14 protein-coding genes are annotated in these 15,676 nt (G+C 62.2%); 5 read left to right on the top strand and 9 right to left on the bottom strand.

Features of this window, described 5'->3' with window-relative positions:
• Positions 1-64: 64 nt before the first annotated feature.
• The 5 genes from AC1RRC_RS19640 to AC1RRC_RS19620 all read right to left on the bottom strand — a co-directional run bounded on the left by AC1RRC_RS19640 (position 65) and on the right by AC1RRC_RS19620 (position 5,580).
• The gene (locus tag AC1RRC_RS19640; protein ID WP_493057209.1) at positions 65-1,366 is read right to left on the bottom strand and encodes an MFS transporter; all 1,302 of its coding nucleotides are present in this window, start codon (positions 1,364-1,366) and stop codon (positions 65-67) included.
• A gap of 148 nt (positions 1,367-1,514) precedes the next feature.
• Positions 1,515-2,243 carry a BON domain-containing protein gene (locus tag AC1RRC_RS19635; RefSeq protein WP_493057208.1) on the bottom strand — a complete coding sequence of 243 codons (729 nt, stop codon included), beginning with the start codon at positions 2,241-2,243 and terminating at the stop codon, positions 1,515-1,517.
• A gap of 124 nt (positions 2,244-2,367) precedes the next feature.
• On the bottom strand, positions 2,368-3,054 hold the full coding sequence (locus tag AC1RRC_RS19630) for a hypothetical protein (protein WP_493057207.1): 687 nt from the start codon (positions 3,052-3,054) through the stop codon (positions 2,368-2,370).
• Positions 3,055-3,183: 129 nt separating this feature from the next.
• Positions 3,184-4,884, bottom strand: coding sequence for a dipeptidyl-peptidase 3 family protein (locus AC1RRC_RS19625; RefSeq protein WP_493057206.1), 1,701 nt, complete (start codon positions 4,882-4,884; stop codon positions 3,184-3,186).
• Positions 4,885-4,980: 96 nt separating this feature from the next.
• On the bottom strand, positions 4,981-5,580 hold the full coding sequence (locus AC1RRC_RS19620; RefSeq protein WP_493057205.1) for a short chain dehydrogenase: 600 nt from the start codon (positions 5,578-5,580) through the stop codon (positions 4,981-4,983).
• A 103-nt stretch (positions 5,581-5,683) separates the two neighbouring features.
• On the opposite strand from AC1RRC_RS19620, the gene AC1RRC_RS19615 reads away from it, so the two are divergent.
• The gene (locus AC1RRC_RS19615; RefSeq protein ID WP_493057204.1) at positions 5,684-6,604 is read left to right on the top strand and encodes a LysR family transcriptional regulator; all 921 of its coding nucleotides are present in this window, start codon (positions 5,684-5,686) and stop codon (positions 6,602-6,604) included.
• Between the two features lie 13 nt (positions 6,605-6,617).
• On the opposite strand, the gene AC1RRC_RS19610 is transcribed toward AC1RRC_RS19615, so the two are convergent.
• From AC1RRC_RS19610 to AC1RRC_RS19600, 3 genes are read right to left on the bottom strand one after another with little or no spacing between them, the layout of a single operon-like run.
• Positions 6,618-8,072, bottom strand: a complete 1,455-nt coding sequence (locus AC1RRC_RS19610; RefSeq protein ID WP_493057203.1) for an efflux transporter outer membrane subunit — start codon at positions 8,070-8,072, stop codon at positions 6,618-6,620.
• Positions 8,073-8,090: 18 nt separating this feature from the next.
• A complete protein-coding gene (locus AC1RRC_RS19605) occupies positions 8,091-9,686 on the bottom strand; it encodes a DHA2 family efflux MFS transporter permease subunit (protein WP_493057202.1) in 1,596 nt (531 codons plus the stop codon).
• A 27-nt stretch (positions 9,687-9,713) separates the two neighbouring features.
• Positions 9,714-10,916, bottom strand: coding sequence for an HlyD family secretion protein (locus AC1RRC_RS19600; protein WP_493057201.1), 1,203 nt, complete (start codon positions 10,914-10,916; stop codon positions 9,714-9,716).
• A 218-nt stretch (positions 10,917-11,134) separates the two neighbouring features.
• Here AC1RRC_RS19600 and AC1RRC_RS19595 point away from each other — a divergent pair, with 218 nt between their 5' ends.
• The 4 genes from AC1RRC_RS19595 (at position 11,135) to AC1RRC_RS19580 (ending at position 13,785) form a co-directional block, all read left to right on the top strand.
• Positions 11,135-11,794, top strand: a complete 660-nt coding sequence (locus tag AC1RRC_RS19595) for a TetR/AcrR family transcriptional regulator (protein WP_493057200.1) — start codon at positions 11,135-11,137, stop codon at positions 11,792-11,794.
• Between the two features lie 90 nt (positions 11,795-11,884).
• A complete protein-coding gene (locus AC1RRC_RS19590) occupies positions 11,885-12,067 on the top strand; it encodes a hypothetical protein (RefSeq protein ID WP_493057199.1) in 183 nt (60 codons plus the stop codon).
• A gap of 99 nt (positions 12,068-12,166) precedes the next feature.
• Entirely contained in the window at positions 12,167-13,405 is a 1,239-nt protein-coding gene (locus AC1RRC_RS19585; RefSeq protein WP_493057198.1) for an RNA polymerase sigma factor, read from the top strand.
• Positions 13,406-13,491: 86 nt separating this feature from the next.
• Positions 13,492-13,785 (top strand): DUF3144 domain-containing protein, encoded by a 294-nt coding sequence (locus tag AC1RRC_RS19580; RefSeq protein ID WP_493057197.1) that lies wholly within the window; start codon positions 13,492-13,494, stop codon positions 13,783-13,785.
• Between the two features lie 108 nt (positions 13,786-13,893).
• On the opposite strand, the gene lpdA is transcribed toward AC1RRC_RS19580, so the two are convergent.
• Positions 13,894-15,666 carry a dihydrolipoyl dehydrogenase gene (gene lpdA / locus AC1RRC_RS19575; protein ID WP_493057196.1) on the bottom strand — a complete coding sequence of 591 codons (1,773 nt, stop codon included), beginning with the start codon at positions 15,664-15,666 and terminating at the stop codon, positions 13,894-13,896.
• Between the last annotated feature and the right edge of the window lie 10 nt (positions 15,667-15,676).

Below are 15,676 nucleotides of genomic sequence, written 5' to 3'. Positions count from 1 at the left end.
CTGAATGCACGGCACCCAGGGCTATTATGTGGATGCCCGGCCTGAAGGCCCGGCACCCAACTTTTTAGGCGGCCTTGCGCTCCACGGTCGCCGCCTCCTCCCTGCGGCGCACCGCCAGCGCCAGCAACGCCGCCACCAGGCAAGCAGCGCCTGCCGCAAACAATGCCGGGTTATACGTGAACAGCAAGGTACGCACCTTGCCCGCGCCAAACGCCGCCACCGCCGCGCCCAATTGGTGGCTCGCGAATATCCAGCCAAACACCATGCCTGCCTTTTCCCGCCCGAACGTGGCAGCCGTCAGCCGCACCGTCGGTGGCACGGTGGCGATCCAGTCCAGCCCATAGAACATGGCAAACAGTGACAAGCCATACAAGGTGAATTCCGAATACGGCAGCCACAGCAGCGACAGGCCGCGCAAGCTGTAATACCAGAACAGCAGCTTGCGGTTGTCATAGCGGTCCGACAGCCAGCCGGACAAAATCGTTCCGACCAGGTCAAAGAGCCCCATCATGGCCAGCACCGATGCGGCCGGCACGGCAGCCAGTCCGGCATCGCCGCACAGGGAAATGAAGTGGGTCTGGATCAGGCCATTGGTGCTGAGGCCGCAAATGAAGAAGGTGCCGGCCAGCAGCCAGAACGTACGGTGCGCCGCCGCTTCCCTCAGCACGGCAAAGGGCGTGCCCAGGGTGAGGCGCACCGGCGCCGCCGGAACCGCCGCGGACGCCACATCGGGTGGCAAGCCGTACGGCGCCAGCCCGACGTCGGCAGGCCGGTCGCGCATCAGCAGGTAGGCCGCCATGGCCACCACCGCGCACGCCACAAACACCGGCCACACCGCCATGCGCCAGCCATACTGTTCGACCAGCCATGCGCCGACCGGCAGGAAGGCCAGCTGGCCGGTGGCGGCACTGGCAGTCAGCACCCCCACCACCAGGCCGCGCCGGGTTTCAAACCAGCGGTTCGACACCACCGCCGACAACACCAGCGCCGTCATGCCGGACGCCACGCCCAACATCACGCCCCACAGCGCCACCAGGTGCCAGAACGCGGTCATCCGCGTGGCCAGCAGCGAGCCGGTGGCGATCAGTCCCAGCGCCGTCACCACCACGTTGCGCAAGCCAAAGCGCTCCATCAGGATCGCCGCAAAGGGCCCCATCAAACCGAACAATGCAAAGCGTACCGCCAGTGCGGACGAAATCGCGTCCACGCTCCAGCCGAATTCCTTCGCCAGCGGCTGCAGCAGCGCGCCCGGCAAGCCCAGGGCGGCCGATGACGCCAGTCCGGTCATAAACGTCACGGCAACGATCACCCACGCGTAGTGGATACCCCGGCGTTCGAGCCGGCGGGACAATGAAGCAGACAACATGGCGCTCTCCAGGCTTAAAAGATGGAAAGCAGTTTAAATTATGAACATCATTTAAACAACCAAAATTTTGCCCCGTGCGAAACGGGGCAATGGAAGGCCCGCACAATGGCGGGCCTGGGTCAGGCTGCGGTAAGGCTTACTTCACCGCTTATTTCTTCACCTGGATCGAGCTTTTCACTTCCGTTACGCCTTTCACACCGCGTGCCAGTTGCACGGCTTTATCGGCTTCGGCTTTCGACGGTACGAAGCCGCTCAGCATGACCACGCCCTTGACGGTTTCCACGTGCACATCAAGCGCTTTGACACCGGGATCGGCGGCCAGGTCAGCCTTGACCTTGGTGGTGATGACGGTATCGCTCATCGCATCGCCAGTGGCGGCGGTGGCATTGCGCGTCGTGTCGGTGGCCGTGGCGGTGGCTGCCGTGGTGCGGTCACGGGTGGTATCGACCACTGCGGCGGTGCGTTCAGCCACAGTCGGGGTCGGGTCGGCCCGTTTTGCATCCGCAATCGCGGATTCCTTGGCCGCTTTGGCATCCAGCTTGCAGGCCTTTTTCGCATTGCCGCTCTGGTCGTCGCATTTTTCCTTGGCCAGGTCATACTCGGCCTTGGCGACATCTTCCCGGGCTTTGCGCAAGTCTTTGACATCGCCGGTTTTATGCTGAGCCACGGCATCGGCTTCGGTGCGGGCACGGGCGACTTTGGCTTCCTCGATGCAGATGTCCTCGGCATTGCCTTTCAACGTCTTGCACTGCGCTTTGGCGGCCTTGTAATCGGCAGCAGCCCGGTCTTTCGCGGCATCAAAGGCAGCCTTGTCATTGTCGGCGGCATAAGCATTGCTGAGAGCCCCGGCCAGTGCCAGGATCAGGAATTTGTTCATGGTGCGTCCTCCCTAAGTGATGGTGTACGCAGCCATTAAACGCCTGACAAGGAATACCCTCTGTACGCTACCCAACATATGCTTTGTCGGGTTCGCACAACAGCACATCAGCTCACTGCACAGCTCACTCGGCTGTCAGCATCGCCTTATTCCACAAGGAATTTGCTTGCTCAAATGGAGCATTTCCAACCAGCACGCGGCCATTGGCGGCCAGTTGCAGCCAAGCTTGCGTGTCATGCGACACATGGGTGTCCGGTTGCGCTGCACGCACCTGGTGCAGCCACTGGTAGACCGCACTGTAATCGGCGGGACGGCGTTGCTGTATCCACGCCAGCGCCGCCAGGTCGGCATACCCTTCTTCGCGCTGGGTGTCGCGTAATTGCCGGGTGATTTCGCGGGTGTCCGACGGTGCGGACGGGGCGGCGGCAGGTTCCTGAAAACCCGCCGGCGCCGCATGCCAGTTGCCCTGCGCATGGCGCCAGCAGTGGCCGATTTCATGCGCGGTCATGGCTTCGATCATCAGCGCCTGGCGTTCCGCCGGCACACCTTTCAGCACATCCTCAGCCGTGTCATTGCCACGCATGGAGAACACCAGCTTGCAGCGGCCGCCGTCAAAGCCCATTGCCAACGGCACCGCGCCAGGCGCCGCCTGCGGCTGCACCACGATATCCACCGGCAACTTCAACTGTCCCTTCGCGTAGGCCAGTACGGGCGCGCCGGCTTGCAGCCAGCGCGTTTCCATTTCCGTCAACTGCGCGGCCCCCGCAGGCGCGGCGATCGTGATCAACAACAGGGTAATGACTTTCGGCATGGCGTTCTCCTTGGAGAAACTATACATGCCTAGCGTTAAGATGTAACCAGATAGCCGGGGCTGTTACAAAATATTTCCTTGTAAAATCAATACTTTATAGAACAACCAACAACTTTCCGGCGCCATGATTTATCGCTTCAACAACGCCTCCGCCGTCGGAAATGACGGACGGATATCATTCGGCACGGTTTTCATCTTGTCCAGCGCCTTTTGCACTTCCGGACGGATCACCACATAGCGGGTCATCATGTCTTTCGCGCGCGCATAGTCACCGGTGGCTTCGATGGTCAGGAATTCACGGTCCAGGTCCAGCACCGCCTGCTTGATCTTCTTGAAATCGACCGAGAACACGCCATCGCCGTGCGCAATAAAACCGCCCTTGTCGAGCAGGTAATTGACCTGGATCGCCATGCCGCGCGCGTGCGAATCCGTCAGGCCGAAGTGCAGGGTGCGGAAGGCCGAGGCCAGGAACGTCGTGTGCAGCTTGCGCTCCGCCTCCTCGCCCTGCCCCAGCGAGTTTTTCAACTGGCCCTTGTCCATCATGTACATCAGCGCATACAGGCCGGTGATGTCGGCTTTGGCTTCTTCGATGGTGGAATACGCTTCCTTCAAATCCTGGCGCGGCGTCGATGGCTGGCCATTGACAGTGGTGGCGTGCGGGCCCAGGCCGTGCATGATTTCATGCGCGAGGATGTGGGTGAAGAAGGAATCGAAATCCAGGTCTTTCTGGTCTTGCGGGCGCAGCACCAGCTTGGAAATCGGCGTCAGCGTCGCCTTGAATTTTTCTTCCTGCACGTTCTTCAGCATCACGCGCTTGGAGCCGCGCTGGCTGATCACGCGCTCGTCGTTCGGCAAGTTATAGGCGGCGGTTTGCACGCCCATGTTGCCGTCGCCCGCGCCATACACCTGGTTGACCACCACCATCGGCGCCAGCGCGCCGACTTTCGGGTTGCGGTATTGCGCGTCGAGCGGCAGGTTGTCTTCCAGTTCCTGCATGTGCTGCGCAAAGAAATTCAGCTTGTCCGTTTCCTTCTGGTCGCGGATGCTGACGTACGCTTCAAACGCCGCCTTGTAGCCGAACAGTTCATCGTTGTACGTCTCATACGGGCCGATCGTCACATCGACCGGCGAATCGAGGTCCATCCACGCGAAATCGGAGGCCAGGTAATCGTTCGACAGGAAAGCGTCGGCGCGCAGGCCGAGGAATTTTTTCAGCGACGCGTTATCGGTGGCGGCCGCCGCCTCCTTCAACAGCTTGGCCAGCTTTTCCAGTTCCGGCCGGTATTCTTCCGAATACTTGACGGCCTTGAACTTCATGTCCGCGCCGGCACGGATGGTGGTGAAGAACCACTGCGCCTGCTCCTTATCCGCAGCCGGCAAGCCGTTGATCCACATTTCCAGCGCCTCTTTCGACACGCCGGCCGGGTAGAAATTCGCGCCTTCCGGCTTCTTGTCGGGAATCGCGATGCCGCCAACGTGCTGCGGCAGGAACGAGGTATGGCCATCGAGGATGGACCACGGCCCCTTGTTCAGCCAGAAGTAATCGAGGCGGGCCTTGCCCAGCGGCGTCTTGTCTTTTTGCAGCGCGCTCCACAGCGCTTCATTGCCGGCCCAGCGCTGGCGCAACTGCAGCACATCGATGACCTTGGCCGCTTCGATCAGTTTGGCGATGGCGCGCTTGTCGCCGGCCGACAGTTTCGCGGCATCCGCCTTCAGCGCCACGGGCGCGTAGCGTTTGGTCATCTTGTGCAATTCATCGACCGTGGCGAGGGCCGCGGTGGCGGCGTTACCCATCATGGCCAGCAGCAGGGGCAGCAGCAGTTTTTTCATTAGACGCCTTTCTTGTTAGAGGATCCCAGGTGCCGGGCCTTCAGGCCGGGCATCTCGTTCTGGAAAGGCGTCAATTGTGACATTGCCGTTTGCGCCTTACCAGACTTTATAGGTCTGGCCGGTCTGCGCCCCGTCCACGCTGCGGCTATAAGCCAACGCCACCCGCGAGGCCGGCGCGGTTTCAAAGCCGATAAAGTACTCGCCATACGTTTCCAGCGATTCCGTCAGCAGGGTCGGACTGACGACATTGATGCGGATGCCGCGCGCAAGTTCAATCGCGGCGCCACGCGCAAAACCGTCCAGCGCGGAATTCACCAGCGACGCGTTGACGCCATTGCGGATCGTCATCTCCGATACGCAGCCGCTGGTCAGCGTGATGGACCCGCCATCGTTCAACGCATGCTGCGCCACCAGCGCCACGTTGACCTGGCCCATCAGTTTGCTGTCCAGGCCGACGCGCATTTGCTCCGGGGTGAATTCCGCCAGCGGCGCAAACGCCAGCGCGCCGGCGGTGACCACCACCGCATCGGCCTTGCCGATGCGTTCGAACAGTGCGCGCACCTGGGCAATGTCCGAGATATCCGCCTGGTATTGGCCACTGTTGCTGCCAACGGTAATGATTTCATGGCGCTGGCCCAGTTGTTCCACGACGGCTTTGCCGATGGTGCCGGTGGCGCCGATCACGATGACTTTCATGCTGTTTCTCCTTGAGGGGTTAAAGTGCAGCCAGTATCGCTTCCGTCACAAAAAGAATAAATGCGCTAGGATTTACAACATTCCAAACTATGGATTAGTAATCATGGATAAATTGCGCAGCATGGAAATCTTTGTCGCCGTCGTCGATGCCGGCAGTTTTACGCAGGCGGCGGAAGCGTTCCGCATCTCGCCCGTGATGGTGGGCAAGCACATCAAGGCGCTGGAATCCTTGCTGGGCGCGCGGCTGCTGGCGCGCACCACGCGCCGCCAGAGCCTGACGGAAATCGGCCGCCAATACGCCGACCAGTGCCGCGCCATCCTGGCGCAGATACGGCAGGCGGAAAGCGGCGCGGAAGCCATGCGTGCCGCGCCCCGGGGCAAGCTGAAAATCACGGCGCCGGTGTCGTTCGGCAGCGAATGGGTCAGTCCCGCCATGACGGATTACTTGCGCGCGCACCCGGAAGTGAGCCTGGATTTGAATTTGAACGACCGCGTCGTCGACCTGGTCGAAGAAGGTTACGACGCCGCGATCCGCATCGGCGACCTGGAAGATTCCGCCATGGTGGCGCGGCCTTTGCGCCCGTATGCGATGGCGATTTGCGCCTCGCCGGCCTACCTGGAGCAGCATGGCGTGCCGCGCACGCCGGCCGACCTGGCGCACCACGAGTGCCTGGACTTCATGCAATGGACGCCGCAAATGCGCTGGCGCCTGCGCGAAGCCGATGGCGAGCGCAGCACCGCGCGGCCGCGCGAGAGCCGCTTCCGTTCCAGCAGCGGCCAGGCGTTGCGGACGGCGGCGCTGAACGGTTTTGGTCTGGTGCTGCAGGCGGAATTATTGCTGGCGCAAGATATCGCGGCGGGACGGCTGGTGCCGGTGCTGGCCGACTGCCTGCCCGTGCCCCGCCCCATGCATTTGATTTACCCGCGCGACCGCCAGCCGACACCGAAGCTGGCGACGTTTATCGACTTTATGCTGGAACGCTTCGGGCCTGCGGCGCCAGTGCCACAGGCCTCGCCAGCGTAACCTTTGTGATGCATTAACGCACCGCGGCCTGGCCCACTTGCGCCAGCGCCTGCGTCGGCTGCCATCCCGCGCCCAGCGCGCGCGCCACGGCGACAGTCGCCAGCAAACGCTGGGTGGTGATTTGCGCGGCGGCGCGGTCGGCGGCCAGCGCGCTGCGCTGCGCATCCGTCACGTCCAGGTAAGTCGACAGGCCACGCTCATAGCGTGCCCGCGCCACCTGGTAGGCGCGGGTGGCCGCTTCACGCGACTGCGCCTGCACCTGCTGCTGTTGCTGCTTTTGCTGCACGTCGGACAACGCGTCTTCCACTTCGCGCAGCGCGGTCAGCAAACGGCCTTCGTGGTTGGCCAGCGCTTCTTCATAGCGGGCCTTGGCCAGTTTCAAATTGGCGTCGTTGCGGCCGCTGTCGAAGACCGGCAGCGACAAGGCCAGGGGGCCGATGCTGAACTGGCGCGAGCCGCCTTTAGTCAAGTCACCGAGGCTTTCCGAGGCAAAGCCGAAATTGCCGGTCAGGCTGATCGATGGATAAAACGCCGCTTCCGCCACGCCGATCTGCGCATTCGACGCGCGCAATGCCGCCACGCTGCCGGCCAGGTCGGGGCGCTGCGACAGCAGGCTGGCCGGCAGGCCGACCGGGATCGCCGGCGGCTGCGGCAGCGCACTGCCGGCGGCAAGCAACCGCATCGACGATGGCGAGGCGCCCGTCAGCACGGCCAGCGCATGTTCCAGCGTATTCCTCTGGCGCACGGCTTCCTGCAAGTCCGCTTCCGCATTGGCGCGTTCGATGCGGGCGCGCGACGTATCGAGTTCATTCGACAGGCCCGCATTGAAGCGCGCGTTCACCAGTTGTTCCGATTCGCGGCGCGTATCGAGCGCGCCATTCAAGATCGCGATTTCCGTATCCAGGCCGCGCAGCTGCCAATAGTTGGACGCCACTTGCGCCGACAACAGCAGCAGTACGCCATCGCGGTCGGCTTCAGCGGCCTGTGCCTGGGCGTCGGTCGCTTCCACCAGGCGGCGCACGCGGCCCCACAAGTCGACTTCATACGACAGCGATGCGCCCACCGAGAAATTGTCTCCGTGAATCGAGCGATGGCCCAGTGCGAGGCCCTGCGAGGTGTTGGCCGAGGTGCGGGAATTCGAGACGCCGGTACTGACATTGACGGCCGGACCCTGGCTCGATTTCACCACGCCCAGTTGCGCCTGCGCCTGCAATAAACGCTGGGCGGCGGCTTTTACGGTCGGGCTGTCGCGCAAGGCGCTTTGTTCCAGGCGGTTCAGGGTGTCATCGCCATACACGCTCCACCATTGCGCCGGCAGGCGCGCTTCCGATGCGGCGCCCGGTGCATGGCGGAAGCTCGCTTCCGCCACATTGTTTGGCGCGGAAAATTCAGGGCCCACGGTGGCGCAACCTGTCAGCGCGAACATCGCGGCAGTGACAGCGGCAGCCAGAGTAATACGTTTGAACATGGTGCTATCCTTTTTCTATCAGTGTGCGCCGGCGCCGCCGCCGGAAGGGGATTTCACTTCGTCCGACAGCCACATCACAGCGATGCACGCCATCAGGATCGCGCTGACAATAAAGAAACCGTCGTTATAGGCCATCACATACGATTCGCGCCGCACAATGCTGTCGATGGCTTTCAGCGCTTTGTCGGCGGCATTGGCGGGATCGATGCCCTTGGCGATAAATGCCTGCGTCATGCTGGCCAGGCGTTCCTGCACCGCCGGCGAGAACGACGTGATGGCTTCGCCCAAGCGCTGCGAGTGGAAGTGTTCGCGCTGCGTCAGCGACGTGGCCAGCAGTGCGATGCCAACCGAACCACCGAGGTTGCGCGTCATGTTGAACAGGCTCGATGCGGACGGCATGTCTTGCGGCGCAATGCCCTGCATCGCGAAGTTCGACAGGGTCAGCATGACGAAAGGCTGGCCCAGTGCGCGCACCACTTGCGACAGCAGCAGCTGGTCATAGCCGGTCGATGCATCCATATACGCATTCATCAGGCACGACACGCCGAACATGAACAGGCCGAACGAGCACAGGATGCGGTTATCGACTTTCGACGACAGCTTGGCCACGAACGGCATGATGAACAGTTGCGGCAAGCCGGCCCACATGATGACTTCACCGATCTGCATCGGCGTGTAGCCGGCGATCTGGCCCAGGTACAGCGGCAGCAAGAATGACGAGCCGTACAGCGCCATGCCGAACACCGCGGACAAGGCGGTCGCCACCAGGAAATTGCGCTGGCCATACAGGCGCAGGTTGACAAACGGATCGGCGCGAGTGGCGCTGGTGACGATCCAGCCCAGCAGGCCGATCAGGGCCAGCGCGGCAAACGCCACGATGAAGCCGGAATCAAACCAATCCTTGCTATTGCCCTCTTCCAGGAAAATCGTCAGCGCGCCCAGGCCCAGCGCCATGAAACCGATGCCGATCCAGTCAGCCTGGAACAGCTGGTGCAGCTGGCTCTTTTCCTTGTCGAGACCATAGGCGATACCGCAGATCAGCAGGATGCCCGGCACCCAGTTGATGTAAAAGATCGAAGGCCAGCCATACAGTTCGCTCAGGTAGCCGCCCAGGGTTGGGCCCATCGACGGCGCCAGCGTGGCAGTCAGGCCGAACACCGCCATGCCGATCGCGCGCTTGGACGGCGGCAGTTTGGCCATCACCAGCGTCATCGCCATCGGAATCAAAGCGCCGCCGCTAAAGCCTTGCGCCATGCGGAACACGATCATGCTTTGCAGGTTCCACGCGGCGCCGCACAGGGTCGAGAAAAGCAGGAACAGCGCGGTAGTGCCGATCATGTAGCGGCGCGCGCCAAACACGCGGGTCAGCAGCGCGGTCAGCGGAATGACGATGATTTCCGCCACCAGGTAGGCGGTGGAAATCCACGACCCTTCTTCCTGCGTGGCGTTCAGGCTGCCGAGAATGTCTTTCAGCGACGCGTTGGTGATCTGGATGTCGAGCACCGCCATGAAGGCGCCCAGCATGCCGGCCGCCACCGCGATCCAGGTGCGGGCGTCGACCTTCTGGCCTTCCAAGGCCAGTTGCGGCGCCCTGTCGAGGGTTGCACTGCTCATTGCGGACTCCCTTGCGAAGCGGCCGGATTAATGGGCAGTTTTCTGCGCGTTGGCGTGCGCGGTGGCCTGCGCTTTTTCAGCGGCGGCCGTCTCTTTCAGCGACACTTCGGCGATCACCGACATGCCCGGCACCAGGCGGCCCTGCAGGGCTTTCAAGTCTTCCTGTTTAAAGGTGATTTTCACCGGCACGCGCTGCACGATCTTGGTGAAGTTGCCGGTCGCGTTATCGGCCGGCAACAGCGCGAATTGCGCACCCGACGCCGGCGCGAAACTATCCACACGGCCAACCAGTTCCTTGCCCGGCAAGGCGTCCACCGACAGGTGCACCGGCTGACCCACTTTCAGTTCCGCCAGCTGGGTTTCCTTGAAGTTCGCCGTGACCCACACGTTATCCTGCACGATGGCCGTCAATTGCTGGCCGGCCTGGACCCGCTGGCCGACTTCCAGCGTGCGCTTGCCGATCCGGCCCGTGACCGGCGCCGTGATGCGGTTATACGCCAGTTGCTGCTGCGCGTCCTTCAACTGCACTTTCAAGACATTGGCTTGCGCCTTCAGCACTTCACGCGCGGCGGTGGCGGAGCCGATTTGCGCCTTGGCGGCAATGGCGTTGTCCTTGCGGGCGGCCAGATCGGCCGTGGCGGCGGCGCGGGCCGCGTTGGCCGCGTCCAGTTCGGCTTTCGACACGGCTTTCATCTGGCTCGAATACAGCTGGCCGTAACGCTCGGCATCTTGCGACGCGCGCAGCAATTGCGCCTGCGACTGCGCCACTTGCGCGCCGGCGGCGGACGCCTGGGCATTGACTTGCGCGATTTGCGCATCGGCTTGCAACACTTGCTGTTCGATGGCGGCGATTTGCGCCTCGATCTGTTCCACGCGCACCCGCTGGTCGAAGGGATCGAATTCGGCGATCACGTCGCCTTCCTTGACCAGCTGGTTATCTTCGATCAGCACCTTGCTGACCACGCCGGCAATGCGGCTCGACACCGGATGCACGTGGCCGGCAACGTAAGCGTTTTCCGTCTCGACGAAGTTATGGCTGCGGTACCACATGCGGCCACCGGCGCCAACCGCCGCCAGGGCGATCAGGCCGGCGATCAGCAGCACGCGGGTATTCGAGGGCGGCGCACCGGCGGCTAGGGTCTGGGATGGGGACTGAGCCGGATGATCGGGGCTGTGGCTTGGGACGGCGCTGAGCACTTTTTGCTCTGCTTGGCTGTGCTGGGTCGGCATGTCGGCGCTCCAAATAATGAAATGGGATAGGTGCATTATTCGCCAAGCAATCGGCCAAGTCAAGAAATGAAACGATTGCATTTCATTTTATTTTGGACTAAAGTCCCCATCTGATAAGATGCCATCTGTCTTCCAGCCTGCACGCCATGTCGAAAACCATTACCCAGGAATTGCTTTCCAAACAAGACCTTAGCTTCCCCTGCCCGGGAGAGCACATATTGCCGTGCCAGCAAAAAACGCAGGGCCGGCCGAAAGCCGCCGACGCGGAAGCTCGCGTCCAGGAACTGGTGATCACGGCAGCCCAACTGTTCATGGACAAGGGCTACAACAAGGTCAGCCTGGAAATGATTGCCAAACAGGCGCGGGTGGCGGTGCGCACTATTTATGTGAAATTCGGCGGCAAGGCCGGCTTGTTTGCCGCCGTGATCGCGGCTGGACGCTCCCATTTCTTTGCCGACATGGACGACGTCGACACCACCACGCGGCCGCTGCGCGACGTGCTGTTCGACTTCGGCCTGCACTTGATGTCCCTGCTGACTTCGCCGGCGGCAATTGCCCTGCACCGCATGGTGATCGCGGAAGCGCAATCGAATCCGGAACTGGCGCAAGCGTTTTTTGACGTCGGCCCCGGCCAGACCCGCGCCCACCTGATCCGCCTGTTTTCCCGCCCCGACATCCGCGCCCAGTTGCGCGACGACGTGCCGCTGGACATGCTGACTGTGCAATTACTGAACTGTTTGATGGGCGACCAGATCCGGCGCTACCTGTTCCAGCCGGCAGGCTTGCCGCCCATGGAAGATATCCACCGCCAGCTCAACATCGGGCTCGACATGTTCCTCGGCGGCGCCCTGCGCCGTCCGGCCACCCCGGCCACTTGAGTTGCCCCGCCGACAGATTTAAATGTGCGGCACCGTACTGAGCATTCTCCCGTGCAGGCGCATCCTGTACCTTTCGATAAGGGAGGTTATATGAGCAAGGTGGATCGGCTCGAATGGAGCAGGAAGGTGGCCTCGCTGAATGAGCGTATCAAGGGTTTTCAATCCAACCCGACCGAGGAGCAGCTCGATGCAGCCATCAATGAATTACGCGCCTATGCCGAGGCGGCGCGATCGGGCGGGATTGAAATCCCGTCACGGTTCATCGCCAGCTAAGAACATGTCACGAACGCTGAAACCGGGCCACTGCCCGGTTTTTTGTTACCCTGACGCAAAGGTGTGTTTTCCACAGCGCAATCTGAGGTAAGCTGAGCCATGGGCCATCGCGAACATTCCATCAGCGACATCATCCATGCCACCCTGTCCGCCACGCGGCCGCAGGCGATGGCGGCGCTGTTACGGCATTTCCGCGACCTGGACCTGGCCGTCAACGCCCACAAGCAAGCCAGCCTCGGCGCCTTGCAGTTATGGCCGCGCACTGGCCTGCCGCGCGATCCGCTGGCCTGGCTGGTCACCACCGGACGCAATACCGGCCAGGAAGCGCTGGGCAGCCGCTATGCCGCGCTGGCCCTGCCCGATGCGGAATTGCTGTTTGGCGCTGGCGCCGACATGCTCGATCCCGACAGCCACATTCCCTACCGCGACGACACCCTGCGCCTGCTGTATATCTGCTGCCACCCGGACTTGCCGCCCTCGCACCAGATGGCGCTGGCCCTGCGCCTGGTGTCCGGCGTCCCGGTCGCCGCCATCGCCCATTCATTCCAGATCCGCGAAGCGGCGATGGTGCAGCGTATTTTGCGCGCCAAGCACCGCGTGTCGGAAGCCGCCACGCCGTTTGACGACATCCTTGAGCACCAGCGCGCCGAGCGCCTGGTGGCCGTGTCGACCCTGATTTATCAGCTGTTCAATGAAGGTTATTCGACCAGCAATGGCCGCCACGGCATCCGCTCGGAATTGTGCGACGAAGCCATCAAACTGGCGCGCTTGCTGGCGCGGCTCTATCCGTATGACAGTGGGACGCTGGGCCTGGCCGCCCTGCTGATGCTGCAACACGCGCGGGCCAATGCCCGGATCGATACCCATGGCGCGCTGGTGCCCCTGGCGCAGCAGGACCGCAGCCGCTGGGACCATGCACTGATCTCGGAAGCGCTGCCGCTGGCGCAGCGCTCCGCCAATTGCAAACCGCTGGGGCCGTACCAGATCCAAGCCTCGGTCGCCGTGGTGCATGCCCAGGCCGCCAGCGCGCGGCGCACCGACTGGGCGGAAATCGACCGTTTATATGGCGTGCTGGAAACCGTGCACCCCTCGCCCATCGTCACCCTGAACCGGGCCGTGGCGGTCGAACATTTGCGGGGACCGTCCGCCGCGCTGCGCATGCTGGAACCGCTGGAACACGACTTGGCCGGCTACGCGTATTACTTCAGCCTGCGCAGCCTGCTGTTCCGCCGCCTGGGCCGCAATACGGAAGCGCGTGCCGCCCTGCAAAAGGCCCGTTCGCTGGTGCGCAGCGCGCCGGTGGCCGATCAGATCGATATGACGCTCAATTTGATTTGAAGTGATTTGATAAAACAACAGCCAAGTTGTTACATCCACCGATTCATGGCAGGATGCCAATCTCACCAACCCAAGGCGTTTTAAATATGAGCACTACTCCTACCACCGACGAACAGTTCATGCAGCTGGTTGATACCTTCATCACCACCGCGAACGAAAAGGCCCAAAACATGGACCGCAACGTCATCGGCCCCGCACTGATGTTTGCGGCGACCCGCTTCAACGCCTACATGCTGGCCATGGCCACCCGCAACGTGGAAGAATTCACGGCGCAGTCCGAACCCGCCCGCAAGTACTACCTCGAGCAGCATGAAAAAATGCTGGCCGATAACTTCAAGGATTTCGAAGCCAACTTCGACAAATACCGCAGCGGTAACTAAGACTATCGCCTGCTAAGCGAACGATAGTACTTTTGGGGCCAGGCCCCGAAATGTCGAGTAAAAAAAAGCCCGGATGATTCCGGGCTTTTGCTTTTACAGCTTGCCTGCTTAACGCTTGCGCGGTGGCGGCAAGTCGGTGCAGACGCCTTCATAGGCTTCCGCCGCCATCCCGATCGATTCACCCAGGGTCGGGTGCGGGTGGATGGTTTTGCCGATGTCGACGCCATCGCAGCCCATCTCGATCGCCAGCGCGATTTCACCAATCATGTCGCCGGCATGCGTGCCGACAATGGTGCCGCCGATGATGCGGTGCGTTTCCGCATCGAACAGCAGCTTGGTGAAGCCTTCCGCGCGGCCATTGGCCACTGCGCGGCCCGACGCGGCCCATGGGAAGTGGCCCTTCTCGACCTTGATGCCCTTGGCTTTGGCTTCGTCTTCGGTGATACCGGCCCACGCCACTTCCGGATCCGTGTACGCGACGGATGGAATGATCTTGGCGTCAAAGTAGGCTTTCTCGCCGTGTGCCGCTTCCGCCGCCACGTGCGCTTCATGCACCGCCTTGTGCGCCAGCATCGGCTGGCCGACCAGGTCGCCGATGGCGAAGATGTTTGGCACGTTGGTGCGCATCTGGCTGTCGACGTTGATGAAGCCGCGATCGGTCACGATCACGCCGGCCTTGTCGGCGGCGAGTTTCTTGCCGTTCGGGCTGCGGCCAACGGCCACCAGCACCATGTCGTAGAGTTGCGGTTCCGGTGCGGTGACACCAGCTTCCGCCGCCTCGAACGTGACCTTGATGCCTTCCGGCAGGGCTTCGACGCCCACCGTCTTGGTCTTGGTCATGATGCGGTCGAAGCGTTTCTCGTTGAACTTCTGCCATACCTTGACAGCGTCACGGTCCGCGCCCTGCATCAGGCCGTCCAGCATTTCCACCACGTCGATGCGTGCGCCGAAGGTCGAGTACACCGTCGCCATTTCCAGGCCGATGATGCCGCCGCCAATGACCAGCATGCGCTTAGGAATCTGGCGCAGTTCCAGCGCGCCGGTCGAATCCACGATACGTGGATCTTCCGGCACGAATGGCAGTTTCACGACCGACGAACCGGCGGCGATGATGGCCTGCTTGAACTGCACCACTTTCTTGCTGCCATCCTTGGCCGTCACTTCGATGTGATTGGCGCTCAGGAACTGGCCGACGCCGACCACGATCTGCGTTTTGCGCGCCTTGGCCATACCGGCCAGACCGCCGGTCATGTTCTTGATCACGCCTTCCTTGTACTTGCGTACCTGGTCGATGTCGATCGTCGGCTTGGCGAAAGTGACGCCAGTGTTGGACATGTGCGCCGTTTCATCGATCACGGAGGCCACGTGCAACAGCGCCTTCGACGGAATGCAGCCCACGTTCAGGCACACGCCGCCCAACGTTTCGTAGCGCTCCACGATCACGGTATTCATGCCCAGGTCGGCAGCGCGGAAGGCAGCCGAATAGCCGCCAGGGCCACCGCCCAGCACCATCATGTCGCAATCGATGTCGATCTGGCCGCTGTAGCCGCCAGCGATCGGCGCCACGACAGGAGCGGCAGGCGCTGCGGCCGGAGCCGCGGCAGCCGGTGCAGGAGCGGCCGCTGCCGGAGCAGCAGCGCCGGCGCCCGCGCCTTCTTCGATCAGCAACACCAGCGAACCTTCGCCCACCTTGTCGCCCACTTTGACCTTCAATTCCTTGACCACGCCAGCGTGGCTGGAAGGAATTTCCATCGACGCCTTGTCGGATTCGACGGTCACCAGCGACTGGTCAACCTTGATGGTGTCACCCACCTTGACCATCACTTCGATGATCTCGACTTCCTTGAAGTCGCCGATATTCGGTACTTTAACTTCGGTCATCCAGGGCTCC

This window comes from Pseudoduganella sp. GW821-FHT12E03 (assembly GCF_058807115.1).
This window is presented reverse-complemented; position numbering and strand designations above follow the sequence as displayed.